20 protein-coding genes are annotated in these 22,512 nt (G+C 68.7%); 6 read left to right on the forward strand and 14 right to left on the reverse strand.

Annotation, left to right across the window (positions count from 1 at the left end; genetic code table 11):
* Positions 1-66 precede the first annotated feature (66 nt).
* The 5 genes from AB0I34_RS38190 to AB0I34_RS38210 form a co-directional block, all read right to left on the reverse strand.
* Positions 67-696 (reverse strand): NYN domain-containing protein, encoded by a 630-nt coding sequence (locus AB0I34_RS38190; protein WP_360455414.1) that lies wholly within the window; start codon positions 694-696, stop codon positions 67-69.
* 68 nt (positions 697-764) lie between these two features.
* Entirely contained in the window at positions 765-1,580 is an 816-nt protein-coding gene (locus tag AB0I34_RS38195) for an ABC transporter permease (protein ID WP_360455417.1), read from the reverse strand.
* On the reverse strand, positions 1,577-2,566 hold the full coding sequence (locus AB0I34_RS38200; RefSeq protein ID WP_360455419.1) for an ATP-binding cassette domain-containing protein: 990 nt from the start codon (positions 2,564-2,566) through the stop codon (positions 1,577-1,579). The genes AB0I34_RS38195 and AB0I34_RS38200 overlap by 4 nt, the downstream gene beginning before the upstream one ends.
* A gap of 139 nt (positions 2,567-2,705) precedes the next feature.
* Complete coding sequence (locus tag AB0I34_RS38205) at positions 2,706-4,022, reverse strand: MFS transporter (RefSeq protein ID WP_360455422.1); 1,317 nt, start codon at positions 4,020-4,022, stop codon at positions 2,706-2,708.
* The gene (locus AB0I34_RS38210) at positions 4,019-4,768 is read right to left on the reverse strand and encodes a GntR family transcriptional regulator (protein ID WP_360455425.1); all 750 of its coding nucleotides are present in this window, start codon (positions 4,766-4,768) and stop codon (positions 4,019-4,021) included. Before AB0I34_RS38210 ends, AB0I34_RS38205 begins: the two co-directional genes overlap by 4 nt.
* Positions 4,769-5,053: 285 nt before the next feature.
* On the opposite strand from AB0I34_RS38210, the gene AB0I34_RS38215 reads away from it, so the two are divergent.
* Entirely contained in the window at positions 5,054-6,490 is a 1,437-nt protein-coding gene (locus AB0I34_RS38215) for a S8 family serine peptidase (RefSeq protein ID WP_360455427.1), read from the forward strand.
* A 446-nt stretch (positions 6,491-6,936) separates the two neighbouring features.
* On the opposite strand, the gene AB0I34_RS38220 is transcribed toward AB0I34_RS38215, so the two are convergent.
* A complete protein-coding gene (locus AB0I34_RS38220; protein ID WP_360455466.1) occupies positions 6,937-7,755 on the reverse strand; it encodes a DMT family transporter in 819 nt (272 codons plus the stop codon).
* 89 nt (positions 7,756-7,844) lie between these two features.
* Between AB0I34_RS38220 and AB0I34_RS38225 the strand changes: the two genes are divergently transcribed.
* Positions 7,845-8,771, forward strand: coding sequence for an NADP-dependent oxidoreductase (locus AB0I34_RS38225; RefSeq protein ID WP_360455430.1), 927 nt, complete (start codon positions 7,845-7,847; stop codon positions 8,769-8,771).
* 160 nt (positions 8,772-8,931) lie between these two features.
* Here AB0I34_RS38225 and AB0I34_RS38230 read toward each other — a convergent pair whose 3' ends face one another.
* From AB0I34_RS38230 to AB0I34_RS38245, 4 genes are all read right to left on the reverse strand, one after another.
* Positions 8,932-10,275 (reverse strand): dihydrolipoamide acetyltransferase family protein, encoded by a 1,344-nt coding sequence (locus AB0I34_RS38230; RefSeq protein ID WP_360455433.1) that lies wholly within the window; start codon positions 10,273-10,275, stop codon positions 8,932-8,934.
* The gene (locus tag AB0I34_RS38235; RefSeq protein WP_360455436.1) at positions 10,275-11,252 is read right to left on the reverse strand and encodes an alpha-ketoacid dehydrogenase subunit beta; all 978 of its coding nucleotides are present in this window, start codon (positions 11,250-11,252) and stop codon (positions 10,275-10,277) included. The genes AB0I34_RS38230 and AB0I34_RS38235 overlap by 1 nt, the downstream gene beginning before the upstream one ends.
* On the reverse strand, positions 11,252-12,319 hold the full coding sequence (pdhA, locus tag AB0I34_RS38240; RefSeq protein WP_360455469.1) for a pyruvate dehydrogenase (acetyl-transferring) E1 component subunit alpha: 1,068 nt from the start codon (positions 12,317-12,319) through the stop codon (positions 11,252-11,254). Before pdhA ends, AB0I34_RS38235 begins: the two co-directional genes overlap by 1 nt.
* 440 nt (positions 12,320-12,759) lie before the next feature.
* Positions 12,760-13,959: a phytase gene (locus AB0I34_RS38245; RefSeq protein ID WP_360455439.1), complete on the reverse strand. Its 1,200-nt coding sequence runs from the start codon at positions 13,957-13,959 to the stop codon at positions 12,760-12,762.
* Positions 13,960-14,123: 164 nt separating this feature from the next.
* Between AB0I34_RS38245 and AB0I34_RS38250 the strand changes: the two genes are divergently transcribed.
* Positions 14,124-15,065, forward strand: coding sequence for an EamA family transporter (locus AB0I34_RS38250; RefSeq protein ID WP_360455443.1), 942 nt, complete (start codon positions 14,124-14,126; stop codon positions 15,063-15,065).
* 487 nt (positions 15,066-15,552) lie between these two features.
* The gene (locus AB0I34_RS38255; RefSeq protein ID WP_360455446.1) at positions 15,553-16,146 is read left to right on the forward strand and encodes a hypothetical protein; all 594 of its coding nucleotides are present in this window, start codon (positions 15,553-15,555) and stop codon (positions 16,144-16,146) included.
* Positions 16,147-16,300: 154 nt separating this feature from the next.
* Here the strand turns inward: AB0I34_RS38255 and AB0I34_RS38260 are convergent, their stop codons facing one another.
* Both AB0I34_RS38260 and hisC read right to left on the reverse strand, forming a co-directional pair.
* Entirely contained in the window at positions 16,301-17,026 is a 726-nt protein-coding gene (locus AB0I34_RS38260; protein ID WP_360455449.1) for an SDR family NAD(P)-dependent oxidoreductase, read from the reverse strand.
* Complete coding sequence (hisC, locus tag AB0I34_RS38265; RefSeq protein ID WP_360455452.1) at positions 17,023-18,102, reverse strand: histidinol-phosphate transaminase; 1,080 nt, start codon at positions 18,100-18,102, stop codon at positions 17,023-17,025. The genes AB0I34_RS38260 and hisC overlap by 4 nt, the downstream gene beginning before the upstream one ends.
* Before the next feature lie 235 nt (positions 18,103-18,337).
* On the opposite strand from hisC, the gene AB0I34_RS38270 reads away from it, so the two are divergent.
* Positions 18,338-19,210: an arginine deiminase-related protein gene (locus AB0I34_RS38270; RefSeq protein WP_360455454.1), complete on the forward strand. Its 873-nt coding sequence runs from the start codon at positions 18,338-18,340 to the stop codon at positions 19,208-19,210.
* Here AB0I34_RS38270 and AB0I34_RS38275 read toward each other — a convergent pair.
* Together AB0I34_RS38275 and AB0I34_RS38280 are read right to left on the reverse strand one after the other, a co-directional pair.
* Positions 19,194-19,790 (reverse strand): PEGA domain-containing protein, encoded by a 597-nt coding sequence (locus tag AB0I34_RS38275; RefSeq protein WP_360455457.1) that lies wholly within the window; start codon positions 19,788-19,790, stop codon positions 19,194-19,196. The two genes, AB0I34_RS38270 and AB0I34_RS38275, sit on opposite strands and share 17 nt — an antisense overlap.
* Positions 19,783-20,907, reverse strand: coding sequence for a phage tail tip lysozyme (locus AB0I34_RS38280; protein ID WP_360455460.1), 1,125 nt, complete (start codon positions 20,905-20,907; stop codon positions 19,783-19,785). Before AB0I34_RS38280 ends, AB0I34_RS38275 begins: the two co-directional genes overlap by 8 nt.
* A gap of 97 nt (positions 20,908-21,004) precedes the next feature.
* On the opposite strand from AB0I34_RS38280, the gene AB0I34_RS38285 reads away from it, so the two are divergent.
* A complete protein-coding gene (locus tag AB0I34_RS38285) occupies positions 21,005-21,673 on the forward strand; it encodes a GntR family transcriptional regulator (protein ID WP_360455463.1) in 669 nt (222 codons plus the stop codon).
* The last annotated feature ends 839 nt before the right edge of the window (positions 21,674-22,512 follow it).

The following is a 22,512-nucleotide window of genomic DNA, read 5'->3' on the forward strand; positions in this document are numbered from 1 at the left end:
GTGACCATCCCCCCAGTTGCCTCGGTGGCTGGGTGCGAAGCCCCACTCCGGTGGGGCTTCTGCTTTTCACCACCCAGCAGGCTTCCGGATCACCGCGCCCGCCCCGTCGACCACCCGTGCGGGGAGTTGGCTGGCGCCCAGCACACCGGCCCGGATCTGCTTCGCGAAGGTCGGCCGGCAGAGCATGAGCCGTTGACTGGGCACAGGCTGGGGGTTGAGCAGGCCTACTACCTTGCCGAGCTCATGCCGAACGATCCGGATCGGCTCGGTCAGGTCCGAGTCGTTGCTGACGACGGCGAAGGCTTCGGCATCGTCCCGGAACGCATCCACCAGCAGGTAGGTCGCCAGGTTGACGTCGGAGCCCTTCTCCTCGGTCTTGATCACCTCGACGGTCCGTGGTCCGGAGCTCGGCGGGTTGGCCAGCAGCATGCGGGTGGGTTTGGTGAGGAAGCTGCCGTAGTGGATCTCGACGCTGGGCAGAGTGCCGAGGGCGCGGAGATAGGCCTGCTGTCGAACCGGCGCCTGCAGATTCTCCGGCCGCTCCTTCACGTGCGCTGTGAAGTACCTGATCCGCCCGATCTCGAACCGGCGGAGCAACAGGCCGCACATCCTCTCGAGGTCCAACCACTTGTACGGCCGCCCCTTGAGGCAGCCGTAGTACAGGTTGAACCCATCGACATACACGTTGATCCGCACCGCCTCAGGCTAGCCACGCGCACGACGAAAGGGGCCGGGGAAAACCCCGGCCCTTTCGTGGGTTGGGTTCAGGTGCGGCGGCGGTAGGCGCGGATGGCTAGGGGGGCGAAGACTGCTACCAGGCCGATCATCCAGGCGAAGGTGATGAGGAGGGGCTTCTGGAGGTCGCCGCCCAGCATCAGGGCTCGCATGGTGTCGACCAGGTACTTCACCGGGTTGACGTTCACGAACGCCTGCAGGAAGCCCGGCAGGGTGTCGGTCTGGACGAACACGTTGCTGCCGAAGGTGAGCGGGAACATCACCAGGAAGGCGACGCCCTGGACGCCCTGCGCGGTCTTCAGGGTCAGCCCCAGCCAGACCCAGATCCAGCACATCGACAGCGCGAACAGCAGCACGATCACCAGCGCCAGCAGGCCGTTGCCGACGCCATTCTGGAACCGGAAACCGAGCACGAACCCGGTCCCCATCAGGATCACGATCGACAGGGAGTACCGCACCGCGTCACCGAGGACAGCGCCCACCAACGGTGCGATCCGGGCGATCGGCAGACTCCGGAACCGGTCGAAGACTCCCTTGGCGAAGTCGTCGTTCAGCGCCACCCCGGTGCCCATCGTGGAGAACACCACGGTCTGCACCAGCAGACCGGGCAGCAGGTACGGCAGGTAGTCGTGCCACGTCCCGCCCTGGGCGATCGCGCCGCCGAAGACGAACAGGAACAGCACCAGGAAGATGATCGGCTGGAACGTCACGTCCGCCAGGGCTTCCGGGTTCTGCCGGATCCGGACGACGTTGCGCCAGGCCAGGGTCAGGCTCTGCTGCACCCAGGCGAACGGATTGGTACGGCGGCCCGCGTGGGCCGGGGCATCGACAACAGCGGTGCTCATCGGCCCGCTCCTTCCAGGACAGCGTCGTACTTCTTCTCTTCGGCGGTGTGCCCGGTCAGGGCGAGGAACACCTCGTCCAGGCTGGGCAGCCGCAGCGCCAGTTCGGTGACCGCGATGCCTTCCTCGTCGAGGCGGCGTACCACGACCGGCATCGACGTACCGTCGGTGACCGGCGCGCTCACCCTTGCGTTCACCACGTCGACGGTCGGCCGTACGCCGACGGACTCGGCGACGATCGCCGCGACCCGCTCGAGGTGGGCCGGCTCGGCCGGACTGACGTCCAGCGACTGCTTGCCGGCCTGGGCCTTCAACTCGGCCGGCCGCCCGGAGGCGACCACCCGGCCCTTGTCGAACACCATGATCGAGTCGGCCAGTGCGTCGGCCTCCTCCAGGTACTGCGTGGTGAGGAGCACCGTGGTCCCGTCGAGCACCAGGTTGCGGATCGTCTCCCAGACGCCGTTGCGGGCGTGCGGGTCGAGACCGGTGGTGGGCTCGTCCAGGTAGAGGATGCTCGGGTCGCCGACCAGGCTGGCGGCCAGGTCGAGGCGCCGGCGCATACCGCCGGAGTACGTCTTCGCGATCCGGTCACCGGCGTCGGTCAGCTCGAACCGCTCCAGCAACTGGTCCGCCTTGGCGCGGGACCGTTCCCGCGAGTGGCCGAGCAGCCGCCCGATCATGATCAGGTTCCGCCGGCCGGACATGTCCTCGTCGACCGAGGCGTACTGTCCGGTCAGCCCGATGATCTCCCGGACCCGGCCGGCCTCGCGGACGACGTCGTACCCGCCGACGGTGGCGTGGCCGGAGTCGGGGCGGAGCAGTGTGCCGAGGATGCGGACCGCCGTGGTCTTGCCGGCCCCGTTCGGCCCGAGGACCCCGAGCACGGTGCCGGTCGGCACACTCAGGTCGACGCCGGCCAGGGCGGTGGTGCTGCCATATTTCTTGACCAAGTCAACAGCTTCGATGGCGACCTGGTTCGTTGTGGTCATCGGTTCCTCCCAGTGGAATCACTTCACTGGGACTACCGTGCCGGACCGCTCTGGCACCGCCCTGGCACTCGGCTGTCAGGCCGTATCAGGGCATGCCAGCCGCTGGCACAGGTCGTGTCTGCGGGACAGCAGACACGACCTAGCCCTTCAGCGGTACGACCTGGTTGGCCCGCAGCGCCTCGTAGATCTCCGGGTTGTACCGGGCCAGCGTGGCCCGGGCCTTCCGCCGGTACCTGAGGATCTGCCGGGTGCCGATCGCCCACAGCACGTACTGGAAGGCCAGCGCCCACTTGAAGTCGGTGATGGTCTGGGGTGCCCCGCCCGACGAGGCGTCGAGCAGGATGCCGACCATGCCGATGCACAGCAGCGTGGCGATGAACCCACCAGTGTTGACCATCCCGTTCGCCGCCCCGAACCGCGTGGATGGGTTGAACGTACGGGCGTAGTCCAGTCCGAGCATCGACCCGGGCCCGCCGGCCGCCTGGACGACGATCAGCAGCAGGAGCACCGGCATCGGTGCCTGCCCGGGCCAGAGCAGTACGACGGTCCACATCGTGACCGACCCCGCGATCACGGCCAGCACGATCCAGGAGCGGTAGAAGGGGAACCGAGCGGCGTACCGACCGACCAGCGGGCCGTAGCAGAGGCCCGCCAGCACCGGCAGGACAAGCATCGCCGCCGCAGTCGTCGGCGCCAGCCCCTCACCTCTGACCAGGAACGGGAAGCCCCACAGCAGTCCGAAGGTGCTGCCGGAGAAGCTGGTGGTGAAGTGCGTCCACAGGCCCAACCGCGTGCCCGGTTCCTTCCACGCCCGCCGCAGGTTGTGCCGCACCTCGGTGACCGACTGCTTGGCCCGGTGCAGCGGCTCGTCGTACGGCGTGTCCTTGATCAGGAACAGGACGAGTACGCCGGTCACCAGACTGAGCACACTGGCAGCGGCGAAGGTGGTGGTCCAACCGAAAGCGTGGAAGGCCGCCGACATCGGCACGGTCGAGACGATCGCGCCGAGACCACCGAGCATTCCGGTCGCCTGTGACATCACCGGCTGCCGCAGCGCGGGGAACCACGACATGACGACCCGCAGCACGCTGATGAACACCAGTGCGTCGCCCACACCCAGTACGGCGCGAGCCGCGAGCGCAGCCGGGTAGGAGTCGACCAGACTGAACGCAGTCTGCGCCACGAACAGCAGGCCGGACGCGGTGATCAGCAGCCGCTTGGAGCCGTACCGGTCGAGCAGTACGCCGACCGGCACCTGCATGGCGGCGTACACGGTCAGCTGTACGACGGTGAAGCTGGCCAGCGCGGATGCGGAGATGTGGAAGCGCTCGGCGGCCTGCAGGCCGGCCACGCTCATCGAGCCACGGTGCAGCACGGTCACGAGGTAGGTGAGGACAGCAGTGGTCCACACCGCCCAGGCGCGACGTCCGCCCAGGGGGAAGAGGAGTTCGGTCAACGCGAACTCCGCAGGTCCGCCGAGGCGGAGTCGATGTGGGCGACGACGAGCTCGCGGAACCGCTTCACGCTGTTCCCGCCGAGGGCGTCGATCATCTCCTGGTGCGCGGCGATCGACTTGTCCATCCGGGCCGGCTGCATCTGGATGCCGGGCACGCCCATCCGGACCTGGCGGTCGCGCAGGCTGTTGTAGAGCTTGGCCAGGATTTGGTTGCCAGCGGCACCGACGATGGCCTCGTGGAAGGCGCGATCAGCCTCCAGGAAGCTCTTCGCGTCGCCGCTGCGGCGGTGCTCGCGCATCTCGTCGACGCGCTGGGTCAGGGTCTCGACGAGCTGCTTGCGCCGCGGCCAGACCTTCGCGGCGGCGTGCGTCTCGATCAGCTCGCGGGCCTCCAGGACATCGTCGATCTCCTGGGGCAGCACCGGCTGAACGAGTGCGCCCTTCTTCGGGTACAGCTTCACCAGGCCGGACTCTTCCAACCGGAGCAACGCTTCGCGCACGGGTGTCCGCGACACCCCGACCGCGCTGGCCAGCTCACCTTCGGTGAGCAGCTCGCCGCCCGGGTAGACCCGGTCCAGGATCGCCGCCTTCACGTAGGCGTAGACCCGCTCGGCCGCCGGGATCTTCTCGACCCCCGGCGCCGCCTCGACCACCACCCGGGCGATCTCCGCGGTCTCCTCGCCCAACTCCAGAGCTGACCGCGACACCGACACGGCCGGCTCGTTCTCCGGCACCCCGCTTGTCACTGAACTCCCACCCATACGACTGGTATCTCTGTTGTATCTATCTTACACAGACCTCTAATCCACCGCCGCGGCCAGGTATTCCCCAGCTTGTCCACGAGTTATCCACAGGCCGATCCACAGCATGTGGGCAACTGAGCGTGAACAGATGGACTGTAGGTAGTGACAAGTGGAGGGTTTCCCCTGCGTTGTGGATGAAGAACTCCATGGGTTCGCAATCCGCTCTAGAGTCTCGGGATACCGAGCCTGGCCCGACCTCACCCAGGCTCCCCGCCCCGAGGAGGCAGCGTGTCCCGAAGCTCCCGTCCGCGCCGCTGGACAGCCGGCCTGGCTGCCACTGCGCTTACTCTGACGACACTCGGTGCCGCCACCGCCCACGCAGTCCCGTCCGACCAGGCGTCGGCGGCGGCGCCTGGGCCGCTGATGAACTACGTGGTCAACACCAAGGCCTCCCCCGGTCACGTCCGCAAGGCCGAGCTCGCCGTGGAGGCGGCCGGCGGGATCGTCGTGACGTCGTACGGCCAGCTCGGAGTGGTGATCGCCCAGTCGACGAACCCGGACTTCCGCACCGACGTCCGCGCGGGCCACAACGGGCGAGAGGTCCAGTCGGTCGGCGCGACCCGCACCGCCGCGGTCAGCGAGGGCCCGGTCGGTACGGCGAAGTCCGCCGCCGGAGTGAAGTCGGTCGAGGACGCCGAAGCGGCGCCGGTGCCGGATCCGCGCGAGATCGAGCAGTGGGACATGGTCCAGATCAAGGCGGACCAGGCCCACGCGGTCACCGACGGCTCCCGCAGTGTGCTGGTCGGCATCAACGACAGCGGTGTCGACGACACCCACCCGGATCTGGCGCCGAACTTCGACGCCAAGGACTCGGTGAACTGTGTGAACAACGGCGTACCGGACACCACTGTGGGTGCCTGGCGGCCGACCACCAGCTCGCACGGCACGCACGTGGCCGGGACGGTCGCCGCGGCCCGCAACGGCGTCGGCATCGTCGGTGTCGCTCCCGCCGTGCGCATCGCGTCGGTCAAGGTGGTCAACGACGACGGCTTCATCTACCCGGAGTACTCGATCTGCGGCATCGTGTGGGCCGCCGAGCACCACATGGACGTCACGAACCACAGCTACTTCATCGACCCGTTCGAGTTCTGGTGCAAGGACAACGGTGACCAGGGCGCGGTCCAGGAAGCGGTGCGGCGCGCGTACGACTGGGCGACGGGTCGTGGAGTGCTGTCCGTCGCGGCCGCCGGCAACGCGAACTACGACCTGGCCAACAAGACCACCGACAACGGCAGCCCGAACGACTCGACCCCGGTCCCCCGGCAGATCAACAACAGCTGCCTGGACATGCCGACCGAGCTGCCCGGCGTCATCACCGTGGCGAGCACGACCCAGGCCAGGGCGCGCAGCAGCTTCTCGAACTTCGGCCTGAACAAGATCGACGTCGCGGCCCCGGGCAGCTCGATCCTGTCCACCCTGCCGGGTGGCCGCTACGGAACCATGAGCGGTACGTCGATGGCGTCGCCGCACGTCACCGGTGTCGCCGCGCTGATGAAGTCCGCGCACCCGTGGTGGAGCCCGCGCGACCTGGAGCGGGTGCTGCGCAACGAGGCGGACGACACCGCCTGCCCGACCACCCCGGATGCCCGCTGCACGGGGACGACCGCGAACAACGCCTTCTTCGGTGAAGGCATCGCCGACGCCCTCGACGCAGTACATCGCTAACCAGTCAGAGTGGGGGTCCTCCGCCCAGGACCCCCACTCATTCACCCGTTCCACACCCACCTTCAGCGCACCATGGCCGGGGGCTGGCTCGGTGGCTGGTGGTCGTTGGGCGTACGGCTCGACAGGAAGTGTCGGTCCAAGAACCAGGTTCGCTGAAGAATTCACGCCTGAGACCCGCCGGATCGCGTCGATACCTCCTGTCGAACCGCACCACTGCCGTCCCGCCGCATTCCACACGGAGGCGGGTCCCGGCAGGGGTGGGCTCCGTGGGGCGGGGTGCGGCGGGGTGCGGCGGGGCGGGGGTCGCGGCGGGGTTCTGCTTGCGGACGTGCGGGCCATCACATTCGCAACGCTCGGGGTGCTTCCCCGCGGGAGCGTCAGTGCGGAGACACGGTTGTGATGGCGTGGCGGTCCACCGCCATGGCCGCACCCGGTCGTCCCGCTCGTCAGCCTGTGCTGATGAGGACGATTCCGGCGACGACTACTACGGCCGCCAGGGCTCGGCGAGGGCCGAAGCGTTCGCCGAAGAAGACTGCGCCGATGATCGCGCCGAAGATGATGCTGGTTTCGCGGAGGGCAGCGATCGACGCCAGTGTTCCCCGCGTCTGTGCCCAGAGCACCAGCCCGTACGCGATCATCGACACCACGCCACCGGCGAGCCCCGACAGGACCGCAGCCCGGGGCAACTGCAGGACCCGAGGGCCGCGCCACGCGAACACCACCAGCGGCATCGCGAATCCCTGGAGCATGAACACCCAGCCCATGTACGTGAGCACGGGCATCTTGTGCACCGCCAGACCATCGACCACGGTGTACGACGCGATCATCAGCCCGGTCCCGACGGCCGCCAGCAACGCGGGCAACTGCCGCCGCCCGGGCCGCCCGATGAACACCAGCGCGATCAGCCCCGCCGAGATGAGCAGCACGCCCGCCAGTTCGACCGCGGCCAGCGCCTGATGCAGTACGACGATCGACACCACGGCGACCACCCACGGCGACGTACCCCTGGCCAACGGGTACATCTGGCTGAACTGCCCCAGCTGGTACGACGCGAGCAGCCCACCCAGATACGCCAGGTGCAGCAACGCCGACGCGATGATGTAGCCCCAGGTGCCGCCCGGCGGCAGCCCCATCACGAGCACCGCGACGAGCCCGATCACTCCCGCTGCGATCTCGAACAACGCGAGCCCCGCCACCCGGTCCGGCGCCCCATGAGCCATCGCGTTCCAGGCCGCATGAAGAACCGCCGCCCCCAGCACCACCATCAACACCACCGCTACACCCTCTCACCGGCGGAAACCCGATCGCGATCGGTTTCTCGGCTCGTGCGCCTGGTACTTGAGACGCTGTAGGCATGCGATCTGTGAGGCAGTGGAAGTTCGGAGGGCCAGAAGTTCTCGAGCTGACCGAGGTCGAGAAGCCGGTGCCGGGGCCTACTGAGGTGCTGGTGGAGGTGCATGCTGCGGGGGTCAACCCGGTGGACTGGGTGACTCGGGCGGAGGAGGTGTACCTCGGGAAGCCGCCGTACACGCTCGGCTGGGATGTGTCCGGGGTGGTGGTGGAGGCCGGCGTGGGCGCGAGCGGGGTTGCCGTGGGGGACGAGGTGTTGGGGATGCCTTGGTTTCCGCGGGAGGCGGCGGCGTACGCCGATTATGTGACGGCACCGTCGCGGCAGTTCGTGCGGAAGCCGACGGGGATGTCGCACGTGGAGGCGGCTGGGTTGCCGCTGGCCGGGCTCACCGCGTGGCAGTGCCTGGTCGAGGTGGCCGACGTACAGGCTGGGCAGCGGGTGCTGGTTGATGCTGCCGCGGGTGGGGTCGGGCATCTGGCGGTGCAGATCGCCAAGGCTCGCGGGGCCGAGGTGGTCGGGACTGCGAGTGCGGGGAAGCACGAGTTCTTGCGGTCGATCGGGGTGGATCAGCCACTCGACTACCACGATCCAGCGGCTGACCCCGGCGAGCTCGACCTCGTGGTCGGGCTGGCGGGGACCGAATCGGACCGGCGGTGGTTGGAGTTCGTGCGACCGGGCGGGCTGCTGGTCGCCGTACTCGGCGGGGTGCCGGAGGAGCTTGGGCAGGATGCCTACGCACGCGGCGTACGTACTGCGGAGATGTTGGTCGAGCCGGATCGGATCGGGCTGCTCGGGTTGACCGACCTGGTCGAGCGCGGGCTGCTCCGGGTGCACGTCGAGCGGACGTTCCCGCTCGAGCAGGCCGCCGAGGCCCATCGCATCGGCGAGACCTCGCGGGCGACCGGCAAGCTCGTCCTCACCCTCCGCTGACTTGCGGACCGCCCCCACTCACCAACCCCGGTCCCCACGAGACTCGCAAGCGCGCGTGAGCCTGCGGCACGCGCGCCCAGGCGGGTTGGTGAGTGGCGGAGGTCCGCCACCTGGCACGGCCCGGGCACTCTGGTGACTGCCCGGGCCGTTCCAGGGTTGCTCAGAACATCAGGGCGCGGGCGGGGTCCTCGAGGATGCCGGCGACGTCGGCGAGGAAGGTGGAGCCCTTCTCGCCGTCGATCAGGCGGTGGTCGAAGGACAGCGCCAGCGTGGTGATCCAGCGCGGAACGATCTCGTCGTCCACCACCCACGGCTGCTTGCGGATCGCGCCGAAGGCGAGGATCGCGGCCTCGCCCGGGTTGATGATCGGCGTCCCCGCGTCGACGCCGAACACGCCGACGTTGGTGATCGTGAACGAGCCGCCGGCCTGATCCGCCGGTTGGGTCTTGCCCTCGCGGGCGGTGGCGACCAGGTAGTTCAGCGCCGCGCAGAGCTCGGGCAACGTGAGGGCGTCGGCGTTCTTGATGTTCGGCACGATCAGGCCGCGCGGGGTGGCCGCGGCGATGCCGAGGTTGACCGCGCCCTTGTAGACGATCTCCTGCGCCGGTTCGTCCCAGGCCGCGTTGATGACCGGGGTACGACGGGCTGCCAGGGTGACCGCCTTCGCGACGATCAGCAACGGCGACACCTTGAGATCGCGGAACGCCTTGTCACCCTTGAGCCGGTCGACCAGCTCCATGGTGGCGCTGACGTCCACGGTGATCCACTCGGTCACATGCGGCGCGGTGAAGGCACTGGCAACCATCGCCTGCGCCATCACCTTCTGCACACCCTTCACCGGCACGCGAGTGTCCCCACGCCCACTGACCACCGGCGCAACCTCAACCACCGGAGCCGGCGCCTCTACATGCCCTTCGACATCAGCCCGGGTGATGATCCCACCCGGCCCAGTAGCCGTCACCGTGCTGAGGTCGACGCCCAGATCCTTGGCCAGCTTCCGCACCGGCGGCTTGGCCAGCACATGTACGGAGCCTGCCGGTTCTTTGCTCTGAGCAACAACTGGTTCGGGTACAGGCACGGGTGCCTGCACCTCGACCGCCGGAGATGCAGGGCGGGAACTCTTGCGGGGGCGGCGTTTGGCTTCGGTGGTTCGGGGGCCGTAGCCGACGAGGACCGCGGTGCGGCCGCCGTTGTCGGGCTCGGGGATCGCGGGAACGAGGTCTTCGGTGCCGGCGTCGGCCGGTGGGGTCTCGTCGCCCGCGGAGTCGGTTTGGACGGCGATGATCGGCGTACCGACCGGGACGGTTTCGCCTTCGGGGACGAGAAGTTCGGCGATGGTGCCGGCGAAGGGGACCGGGAGCTCGACCAGCGACTTGGCGGTCTCGATCTCGACCACGGTGTCGTTGAGCTTGACCGTGTCGCCCGGCTTGACCTTCCAGCTGACGATCTCGGCTTCGACCAGACCCTCACCCACGTCGGGGAGGCGGAAGTGCTGGATGCCCATCAGTACCCCATCACCCGGTCGACACCGTCGAGCACCCGGTCCAGGTCGGGCAGGTAGTCCTCTTCCATCCGCGACGGCGGGTACGGGGTGTCGAACCCGGTGACGCGCAGTACCGGCGCCTCCAGGTGGTAGAAGCACTCCTCGGTCAACCGCGCCGCGATCTCCGAGCCCGGGCCGAGCGTGTACGGCGCCTCGTGCACGACGATCGCCCGCCGCGTCTTCTTCACCGAGGCGAAGATCGTCGGCAGGTCGAACGGCGAGATCGTGCGCAGGTCGACGACCTCGAGCTGCCGTCCGTCCTCGACCGCGGCCTCGGCGGCCTGCAGGCAGGTCTTCACCATCGGGCCGTAGCAGAGCAGCGTCGCGTCGGTGCCCTCACGGACCACCTTCGCCTGGTGCAGCGGCAGCGCCGGCGGCACGGACTCGTCCAGCTCGGCCTTCTCGTGGTAGCGGCGCTTCGGCTCGAAGAACACCACCGGGTCGTCGGTGGCGATCGCCTGCTGGATCATCCAGTACGCGTCGACCGGGTCGCCGCAGGAGACCACCTTGAGACCGGGCACGTGCGCGAACAGCGTCTCCGGCGACTCCGAGTGGTGCTCGACCGCGCCGATGCCGCCGCCGTACGGGATCCGGATCACGACGGGCATCCGGATCCGGCCGTGCGACCGGAAGTGCATCTTCGCGACCTGGCTGATGATCTGGTCGTACGCCGGGAACACGAACCCGTCGAACTGGATCTCGCAGACCGGCCGGTACCCGCGCAGCGCCAGGCCGACCGCGGTCCCGATGATGCCGGACTCGGCCAGCGGGGTGTCGATCACCCGGTCCTCGCCGAAGTCCTTCTGCAGTCCTTCGGTCACCCGGAAGACCCCGCCGAGCTTGCCGATGTCCTCGCCCATCACGACGACCTTGGGGTCGGCCTCCATCGCGGCCCGCAGGCCGGCGTTGATGCCCTTGCCGAGAGTGATCTTCGTCATCACCGAACCTCGCCTTCGAACGAAGCGGCGTACGCGGCGAACTGTGCCTTCTGCTCGATCAGTTGCGGCGTCTGCTCGACGTACACGGTGTCGAAGAAGTCGGTGAGCTCCGGATCCGGCATCGACAGGCAGCCGGCCCGCAGCGTGGCGGCGACCTCGTCGGCCTCGGCGTCGATCTGGTCGAAGTAGTCATGGTCGACCCCGGCCGTCCGGGTCAGGTACGCGCGGACCCGCTCGATCGGGTCCTTCAGCTTCCAGTGCTCGAGGTCCTCGCTGAGCCGGTACTTCGTCGGGTCGTCGGAGGTGGTGTGGGCACCCATCCGGTAGGTGTAGGCCTCGATCAGGGTCGGGCCGCTGCCCTCCCGGGCCCGCTTCAGCGCCTGCTGGGAGACGGCGTACGTCGCGAGTACGTCGTTGCCGTCGACGCGGACGCCGGGGAAGCCGAAGCCGGCCGCGCGCTGGTACAGCGGGATCCGGGTCTGCCGGTCGATCGGCTCGGAGATGGCCCACTGGTTGTTCTGGCAGAAGAACACGACCGGCGCGTTGAAGACCGAGGCCCAGATGAACGCCTCGTTCACGTCGCCCTGGCTGCTGGCGCCGTCGCCGAAGTACGCGATCGTCGCCTCGCCGTTCTCGGCGTCGCCGATGGCGTGGTCACGCTGCTGGCCCATCGCGTACCCGGTCGCGTGCAGCGTCTGCGCGCCGATCACGATCGTGTACAGGTGGAAGTTGTTCTCGCGCGGGTCCCAGGCACCCTGGTCGACGCCGCGGAACAGACCGAGCAGCCGCAGCGGGTCGACGCCCTGACACCAGGCGACGCCGTGCTCGCGGTAGGTCGGGAAGACCATGTCCTTGGAGTTCAGGGCGCGGCCGGAGCCGATCTGCGCGGCCTCCTGGCCGAGCAGCGACGCCCAGAGACCGAGCTCACCCTGCCGCTGCAGGGCGGTGGCCTCGGTGTCGATCCGGCGGACCAGGGTCATGTCCCGGTAGAAGCCCTTGATCGCCTCGTCGTCGAGGTCGAACGAGTAGTCCGGGTGCTCGACGCGCTCACCTTCGGGCGTCAGCAGCTGGACGAACTCGACCTCCTCGGAGGCCTGGGGCGGACTGACCGGCGCCTCGACGGGCGCGAACACTTCCGGGGTGATCCCCGGCACCGACTCACTCACATGCACTCCTCGGGTTCGAGCGCGGGATCGCCGCGACCGCAACGTTGCGCGGGCCGGCCCCTTCAGCCGGGTGAGGCTTCGCAGGCAGGACCGCGTGGATCCAGGGTTGATGCACTGGCACTACTACCAGTAGACCTCCTCACCGGCCTGACTGGCTGTATTACTTGCGGGACACCGTACCCAGCGGGTTGCCTGATCCGCTAACTGTGTGGACGCTCGCGGGTACGCCGGTACCGAAACCGGTCCTGGCACGAGACACCAGTCCACCCACTGGTCATATCCCAACGCTCATATTACAGAAATCTGCAGCCCTGACAGCATCTGTCACAACTGCGTTGCGATCAGGGCAGCTTCTCGAGCCGGACGAGCTTGAAGTTCGTGCCCTCGCGGTCACCGTCACCAGGCGTGTTCTCGCCGTCATGAACAGCGAACAGACCGTGCGGGAACCGCGGCCCGAGCGGCTGTGTGGTCACCGCCGCGCCGTCACTGTGCTGTACGCCGTCCGCCGCCGAACCGTCGACCACCTGGAAGCCGGCGCGGTAGACCAGCCGCCGACCGTCCATCCGGTACGACGCGAACGTCGAGTCACCCTGGCTGGACGCGTACATGATCCGCTTGCCGTGCTCGTAGGCGATCGTCAGACCTTCGGCGTCCGCACTGAGGTACTTCCCGGCGTCCCGGCTGACCGGCCCGGTCGGCGCGCACTCCTCGGTCTCCTCGTCGTACGCCGCCGGCTGGCCGTACTCGCGGACCTTCTCCACCAGCTCGGGCTTGCCGTGCTGCGGGATGCGCCAGACGCCGACGTCCTCCTGGGCGGCGTACAGGTCGTTGGTCGTGCGGTCGAAGACCATGCCCTCGAGCTGCGGACGGTCACCGGGCTCCTCGCACGGCGACCACGTGCTGCCGTCGCTCAGCCGGAAGCTGCTCGGCAGGTCGACATTGCCGATCGGGCGATAGGTGATCGTGCCGTGGCCGTCGGGGACGAGTCGGAAGAAGCCGACCCGGGTCTCGCTGCGCCGCGTCACCGCGACGACCGGCTGTCCGTGGATCTCGGTGGCGGCCAGCCCGTACGCCGTGTGCTGGTCCTGGACCTCGTCGGTGTCCTTGCTGAATACCAGCGGCGCCTTGGCGCTGGTCACGTCGGTGAGTCGCCCGGCCTTGACCGCGTACGTCCTGAGCTGGTCGCGGCCGCGGTCGGTGACGACCGCGAGGTTGCCGACCAGGTCGACGTTGTTGAAGCGTCCGGGTTCCTGACCCGGCACCGGCGCAGGTGGTGTCGCGATGTGCTGGACCTCCTTGCCGGCGAGGTCGAACACGGTCAGCCCACCGTTCTTCAGCGTCCCGAGGACGATGCTGCGCTCGGGGTGCTTGGCGTCGATCCAGATAGCCGGGTCGTCGGCATTGGCGTTGCCGCCCGCTTCGTCGTCCCAGTTCGGCGCGGTCTCGGCGACCGCGGTCACCTCCGTGAGCCCACTGGCGTACGCCGGCTGGACACCCAGCGTGACGACCATCGCAGCAAGCGTGACACCGGCGATCCGCATCCAACTCTCCTCACCATCGGCAGTACGGCGCAGACTGCCCGGCGCTGATGGACTGGCGGGAAACAGCGGATTGCTGACTGGAAACCGGCTTGCGCGGCAACGCCCGCCCGCTTAGCGTAAGCATCGTCTTTGCATGACACCCCTGACGGCCGAGGAGGCTCCAGATGGCTGCTTCTGCCCCGGCCGCGCTGCCCGACGCCGGCGCCCGGCCCGCCTCGAGCGCGATGATCTGGACCGCGCTCGTGGTCGTGTACGTCGTCTGGGGTTCGACCTACCTGGGCATCAGGGTGGTTGTGGACGCGGAGATCCCGCCGATGCTCGGGATGGCGACCCGGTTCCTGACCGCGGCCTTGCTGCTGGCCGCGGCGCTCAGCCTGAAGTCGGGCTGGCGGCGGCTGAAGATCACCCGCCGGGAGGCGCTCGGCGCGGCCACGGTCGGCATCCTGTTGCTTGCCTTCGGCAACGGTGCGGTCGCGATCGCGGAGCAGACCGTGCCGTCGGGCCTGGCGGCGCTGCTGGTGGCCGCGATCCCGCTCTGGCTGATGCTGCTGCGCGTCGGCGGTGGCGAGCGTCCACGCGGCTTGACGTGGCTCGGCGTACTGATCGGATTCGGCGGGGCGGCGCTGCTCGCGTTGTCAGGTGGCAACACGAGCGCGAAGCCGCTGTCGGTCGCGATCCTGGTGGTCGGCACGATCTGCTGGGCCACCGGCTCGCGGTTCGCCCCGCGCCTCGGCCTGCCGCGCGATCCGCTGGTGACCGCTCTGTACGAGATGGTCTTCGGCGGTACGGCGATGGTCCTGATCGGCGTGATCCGCGGCGAGCCCGGCCGGTTGCACCTCGACCGGATCGACGGATCCGGCTGGCTGGCGCTCGGCTACCTGATCGTGTTCGGCTCGCTGCTCGCGTACTCCGCCTACTCGTATCTGCTCGCGAACGCGCCGATCTCGTTGATCGGCACCTACGCGTACGTGAACCCGGCGGTCGCCGTACTGCTCGGATGGCTGATCCTCGACGAGCACATCACCTGGCAGATCCTGCTCGGCGGCGCGGTGATCATCCTCGGCGTCGCGCTCGTGGTCACCGCCGAGCGGCGACTGCGGACCTGACGGCGTCTCCAGACGGAAGAACCCGGGCCCCTGAGGACCCGGGTCTCCCACCGCTGCCGATGCGCGCGGCAGCGGGCCATGGTTTGCCGGCCGGCGCCCTGCCCCGAAAAAACACGGCGCGAAACTCCGGCAATGGTTCAACGATTTCCGATTCATCATGGTATTGCTCGTTCGGCGGCCACCGAGCCCACCGAAAACAATCTTCCGATTCACCGGGTTTCATCCGTCACCCGCGCAGACTTAACGACGTACTCCGGGTTCGGTTACGGCCGATTTCCCATCAACTGCCGATCGGTTCGGCGACAGCCTCGGCCGACGGCAAGTTGCCTGGTCAGAGTGGATTTGCTGCGCCGTCAGGGAACTCATCACGTGCCGCCTATGAGTGCGCGAACGGACGCAATAGCTGACAAAAAAGTTTGTAACCGCCCCCGCCAGGTGTCGTTACCACTAAGACGAATCCGTCAAACCCGAAAGGAAACCTGGCATAATGCAGGTAACTCGCAAGATCGCCGCCGCCGCGGCAGTGGCGACCGTCGCCACGCTGGGCCTGGCTACCGTTGTGAGCGCGAACGTTCTCGACGACACGCAGCAGAAGGCTCAGGACACCGGTCTGGCCGACGCGGCGTCGCTGGCCAGCAAGGCCTACGGCGGCAACCACGGCTGGTACGGCGTCAAGCGCGACGGCGGCCTCCTGGCCATCGACGACAACAACGTCGGCCCCTTCCAGGCCTGCCACCTGTTCGGTTCCGGCACCGGTATCGGCGGCAACGTGCCGGCGAGCGACATCACCGGCGTCGTGGGCTTCTTCAACGACGGCAACTCGGTCACCGCTGTCAAGACCTGCGAGCAGGGCAACGACCAGGCCAACCACAAGTGGTACAAGATGGGCGACGACGGCGTGGTGTCGGTGAGCCGCAACAACGTCGGCCCGTTCCAGGCCTGCCACAACGAGCTGTCCGCGACCGGCATCGGCGGCAACGTCCCGCTGACGAACCTGGCCGGCGTCCTCGGCGCGTTCAACGACGGCAACTCGATTGACACGCTGAAGACCTGCGAGCAGGACTCGAAGCAGAACAACTGACCCTCCCTGGTCAGTGATGCAGGACCCGAAAGAGCCACCTCGGTGGGGTGACTGATTCGGTAGCACCATCCGCGGCGCCGGGAGCAAGCCTCACTCCTCCCGGCGCCGCATCACGCCCGGCCCCCGTCCCAGCGCGGGCCGGGCTTTCGCGTGACTAGAGCTCTCTCAGGTCTACGCGGGAGCCGTTGGGTAGCGGGCGGCTGAGGAGGGACCAGATGCCGGTGGCCACGGCTTCAGGGGTGGCGAGGGAGCCGGTGCGTTTGAGGTCGTGGAAGCGGGCGACGGAGGGGAAGGACTGTTCGTCGGTGGAACGGATCTCGGATTGCATGGCGGTGTCGACCACGCCTGGGGCGACCGCGATCACGCGGCATCCGTTGGGCGGTTGTTCTGCGCCTACAGTGCGGACCCATTGCTCGACGGCCGCCTTGCCCGCGGTGTACGACGACCAGCCGGCGTACGGCGTCTTGGCGGCGCCGGAGGACAGCATCACGAGGTGGCGTTCACAGCGCAGGCCGGCGGTCGCGGTGAGGAAGGCTCGGCCGAGGACCTGCGGCGCGACCGAGTTGAGTAGCACGGCACTGGTGTAGGCCTCGCTGTCGACCGCGTGGGCCGGGCCGATCGGCGTGATCGTCCCGGCGTTGTGGATGAAGACGACCCGATCACCGTCGTACCCGGCGAGCTCCGCCTCGAAGTGCTTCTCGACCCGCTCCCAGTCGGCCGGATCGGACAGGTCGGCCTTGAAGTGTTCCGCCGTACCTCCGCCGCGCCGGGACAGGTCGATCACCCGCGCGTCCGGGTACGGCACGGCCGCGGCCAGCGCCGCACCGATCCCGGCCGATGCGCCCGAGATCCAGATCAGCGACCTGGCCGCCGACGTCACTTGCGCCAGTCGCGCGCGACCGCGAGGAAGAGGTCGTTCGCCTCACGTTCGCCGATGGAGATCCGGGCACCGTCACCGGCGAACGGACGGATCGAGACGCCCTCGGCCTGCACCGCCTCGGCGAAGGCGATGGTGTCCTCGCCGAGCTCCAGCCAGACGAAGTTGGTCTGCGAATCGGGCACGTCCCAACCCGCGGCGCGCAGCTCCTCTACGACCCGGGTCCGCTCGCCGACCAGCGCCTCGACTCGCTCCAGCAACTCGTCCTCGACGGCCAGCGATGCGATCGCGGCCGCCTGCGCGACGTGGCTGACCCCGAACGGCAACGCACACTTGCGGATCGCCGCGATCACCTCCGGATGGCCGATCGCGTAGCCGACGCGGAAGCCGGCCAGCCCGTACGCCTTCGAGAAGGTCCGCAGTACGACGACGTTCGGCCGGTCCCGGTAGACCTCGACGCCGTCGACGACGCCGGGCTCGCGGACGAACTCGCGGTACGCCTCGTCCAGCACGACGAGGACATCCCGCGGTACGGCGTCCAGGAACGCGAGCAACTCGTCCCCGCGGACCACCGGGCCGGTCGGGTTGTTCGGCGTACAGACCAGGACGACCTTGGTCCGCTCGGTGATCGCGGCTTCCATCGCCTTGAAGTCGTGCCGCGCGTCGGCGGTCAGCGGCACCCGGACCGAGGTCGCGCCGGTCAGCTGGACGGCGATCGGGTACGCCTCGAACGAGCGCCAAGCGTAGACCACCTCGTCACCCTCGGACACCGCGGCCTGCAGCAGGTGGTAGAGCAGCGCGACGGACCCGGTCCCGACGGCGAGGTCGCTCACCGGTACGCCGAACCGTGCCGACAAGGCCTCGAGCAGGTCGACCGCACCCATGTCCGGGTAGCGGTTCATCTGCGCCGCGGCCTCGGTGGCAGCGGCCAGTACGCCGGGCAGCGGCGGGTACGGGTTCTCGTTGCTGGACAACTTGTACGTCGGCCGGCCATCGGAGCGCGCGGGCGGACGACCGGGCTTGTAAGCCGCGACATCGTCCAGGCACCCGCGGAAGCGAACCTCGTTGTCAGGGGTCATGCCCGCAGGTTAATCCTTACCGCACCCTCCGGCCACCCTGGCTGGGTCACACCAAAAGGGCCCGATGGGTCACACCAAGAGGCCCCGCCGGGTCACACCAAGAGGCTCCGCCGAGTCACTCCAGAGGCCTCGTGAACCCCCATGTTGCGCGGACCGATTCTTGACTGCACACTGACTGATTGTCGGACAATCAGGGGATCTGGCAGCAGGTCTCAACAGTCATCGGAGGGTGTTCATGGGTCAGCCGCTGGAGTGGGGTCGCCGGTATCTGATGGTCCGTCCGGACCACTTCCGGATCGACTACGTGATCAATCCCTACATGTCGACGCACGACCAGCCGGATCCCGAGCTGGCGCTGAAGCAGTGGGACTCGCTGCGTCAGGCGATCGTGGACGCCGACGGTGAGGTCGAGATCCTGCCGCAGCGGCCGGACTCGCCGGACATGGTCTACGCGATGAACCTGGGCCTCGCGGCGGCGGACGGCCGCGCGATGCTCTCGCACATGCGGTTCGAGCCGCGCCGGAAGGAGTCGCTGACCGCGGGAGACTGGTTCGTCGGCCAGGGGTTCGCACTCGGCCGGCCCGGCAGCGACGGCGTCGGGCCGCACTTCGAGTCCGGCGACGCGTTCGTGTTCGGCGACAGCCTGGTCGTCGGCTACGGTCCGCGCACCGAGGCGGACGCCCTGAAGCACCTGGCCACCGAGTGGAACGTCCGCGTCCGCGGGCTGCGGATCGCCCACGAGGGGATGTACCACCTCGACCTGCCGTTCTGCCCGGTCGACAGCACCCACGCGATGGTCTACCCGGCGGCGTTCGACGCGGCGAGCCAGACGGCGCTGTTCGACCTCGTGCCGGATCCGATCGTGCTGGCGGACGACGAGGCGTTCGCGTTCAGCGCCAACTCGATCGTGGTGAACGAGACGATCATCATGCCGTCGTGCTCATCGCGCCTGCACGACGTACTCACCGGACTCGGACTGCGCGTGGTCGTCCTCGACCTGACCGAGTTCCACAAGGCCGGCGGGTCCGCCCGGTGCCTGACCAACCCGCTCGACTTCCCGCTGCACTCCATCACCACGCCGGGCGGCGAGCTCATCCTGCCGGCATGACCGAGTAGATGAGCTCGAGGTCGTCGGGGTCGTACCCGTGGCCGGTGAGCCAGTCGCGGGCGTTCTTGCGTCCCTCGGCATAGGTCAGCTTGACGTAGAAGGCGAGGTGCTCGGGGTCTCCCGGATGAGCCCGGGAGACGCCCTGGTCAATGGTGAAGCCGCGGCCGACGAAGGGCAGTTCCTGCAGAAGCGGGTACTTCGCCTCGAGCCGTCCATTGAGCTCGTCGAACCGGCGGCCGGCGTCGGACTCGGTCTCCAGCACCTGGGCGGGATGAGCCGTCTCCCAGGCACGGCCCTCGGCGTCGTTCGCGAACAGGTACATCTTGTAGCCGGCGTCCGCGTGAACCTCGACGGTCTCGGTGTAGGTCGCGAACCCGTGCCGCTCACCGGTCAGCCTGTGCCGGCCGGCCTTCACCGCAACGTCGCCGTTCGCCGGGATCTGCCTGCCGTCCAGCGTGAGGACGAGATCGTTCGGGATCGACGTGATGGTCAGCGTGTGCTCCGCGTCCCCGCGGAACACCAGGAAGCCACCGATCAGCAACGCGATGACACCCAAGACGATCCACAACTTCTCAGTCATCTGACCTCCGCGCCACGGTGTAGTGGCCGCGCGAGTCGGAGAAGTACACGCGCGACGCCTCCGGCACATGCTCGGTCAGCGAGGCCGACGCCGCGTTGTACGTCTTCCCGTCGCCGCCCGTGTAGTTGCCGGTGTAGATGAATGTGTGACCGTCGTGCACGAAGATGTCGCCGGGCCGCAACTGCCCTTCGTTGGTCAGGTCCTCGAACACCTCGTACTTCGGGGACGATCGCACGTACTCCCGCTGGCTACTGGTGAGCCGGCGTACGTAATCCTTGTCGGCACCGCTCATCACCATCACGGTCGCCACGAAGACACCGCAGTCGGTCAACTCGTCGTACCCCTTGGAGCCGTTGTACGCCGCCTCGGCCGCCGCGTACCCCGGTTTCGGGTCGTGGCCGTGGCCCGGGGTGTCCCAGGCGAGGGTGAGTGCGGTCTGCACGATGCCACCGTTCCCAGCCGTGGCACACTCTCCAGCACTCGCGCCGTCGCCGTACCGCTCCAAGACAGTGCGGGCATCGGCCTTGCGCTGAGCCCAGTTGGCGCCGGCCAGGTCGTCGCGATCAGCGAAGCGCTCAAAGTGGTAGCCGAAGGCAATCGTCGCCTCGTCGACGGTCCTGGCGTCCTTCAGGTGGTCACCGGCGGCCTTCTCCGGGACGGGTCCATCGCCGTCGAGTTGGTCCTTGAGAAAGTCCAACTGGAACTCGAGCGACTCGATCGTCGCGTCGTCGACACCCGCGTCCCGGGCCGGCTTGATCAGCTTCCCCGCAGGAGTCCACTGCACCAGGCCCCACCCGAGCGAGCTGTCGACCACGTCGGCCGGATGCGTGACCGTCCCCGGTAGGTCGCCCTGCCGCAGTGCGGGCTCGACGCTGGACTCGGTGATCAGGTTGCCGACCACGCCCGCGGCCTGCTCCTTGCTGTAGCCGGCCGAGACGAAGAAGTTGAAGGCCTGCTGCTGATTCCCCTTGCCCGTCAGGCCGGTCGGATCGCACTGCGCCTCCGCCGTATCCATCCCGGCCAGGCCGACAACGATCAGCGCCAGCACGATCAGCAGCGGCAGGAACAGCGCCGCCACGACGCCGCCGACGATCGGCACGACCTTGATGTCACCCACCCGAAAATCCTGCCTGAAACGGGCCTTTGCGCGTCGCGAGTTATCCACAGGGGGTGCCGGGCGCGACAACGGACCCTGCCTGGACGAGAATCGCCCTATGTACGAACGGCTGCGGGTGGATCGCTCGACGACAGTGGACCGGGTGGTCGACGCCCTGCGCTCCGCTCTGTTCGCCGGCGACCTCGAGCCCGGTACGCCGTTGCGCGAGCAGCCGCTGGCCGAGGCGCTGGGCGTTGCCCGGAGCACCGTTCGTGAGGCGATGACCATGCTGGTCACCGAGGGTCTCGCGGTCCGCGAGCCGAACAAGGGCGTGAGCGTCGCGATCCTGCACCCGGACGCGGTGGCGGACATCTGCCGGGCCCGATTCGTGCTGGAATCGGCCGGGATTCGGGCGTGGTTCGACGCGGACGAGGCCGCGCGCGAGCGGGTCCGGGAGGCGATGCGGACGTTCGCCGCGACCGCCAAGGACGGCGCGGATCCGGAGGCGATGACGGAAACGCACCTGGCGATCCACCGCAGCCTGGTCGCGCTCACCGGCAGCGAACGGCTCATCGCGACCGCCGACTCGGTCACCGGCGAGGCGCGACTCGCACTGGCCCGGGTGGACGCGCTGCGACAGGACGCACGCCAACAAGTCGCATCCCACCGCAAACTGGTCCGCCTGCTCGAACGCGGCGAACTGGACGAATGCGTCGACGAACTCCGCCGCCACCTCGCCGGCGCCGAAGAGTCCCTCCTCGAAGCCATCGCCCTACCCCACGCCTAACCACCCCACCTCGCCCACCCGGCCCTCGCCCCAGCCACCCTCGCCCAGCCACCTCGCCCGACCTGCTCTGGTGGGTGGACCCACCCGCACCCGTGCCCGCCCCGACCCACCCACTCCCGTCCCGCTCTGGTAGTGGACCCACCCCGCCCTCGCCCCGGCCCACCACGCCCGACCCGGCCCACCTCGCCCGACCCGCTCTGGTGGGTGGACCCATCCGCGTGTGGGTTGGCGCACCGCGTGCGGCTGGCCAACCCACAGGCTCGTGGGTCAACCCACCAGCCAGGTTGGGGAGAGAGGGTGGCGGGGTAGACGGCGGGGTGGGGAAGGGCGGGGTGGGGTGAGGAGTGGGTCAGGTTGGTGGGGTGGGGGTTGCGCCGGTGGCGGTGACGTCGTACGCCTTGGAGCCGACGCCGAGGCCGGTGAGGCGACCTGCTCTGGTGGGTGGACTCACCCGTGCCCCGCCCGCTCTCGTCCGGCTCTGGTGGGTGGACCCACCCGCGTGTGGGTTGGCCCACCGCGTGCGGCTGGCCAACCCACAGACTCATAGGTCAACCCGCCAGAGCGGACCGGGGGGTGGCTAGGCGGTGGGGTGCCAGGCGGATTCGGTGGGCCGCCACCGTGCGGGGTGGGTCCGCCCATGAGACGGGGCGGAGAGCGTTCAGGCGATGCCGGTGGCGGTGACGTCGTACGCCTTGGAGCCGACGCGGAGGCCGGTGAGGCGTCCCGGTCTGGTGGGTGGACCCACGACGCCGAACCGTCCCACTCAGGTGATCTCCGACGAGCGCAGCTACTACGACGGGAAGACCGGTCTGGCCGACGCGCCGGTCCGGGGCCTCGTC

This window comes from Kribbella sp. NPDC050281 (assembly GCF_040655855.1).
Lineage (GTDB): Bacteria > Actinomycetota > Actinomycetes > Propionibacteriales > Kribbellaceae > Kribbella.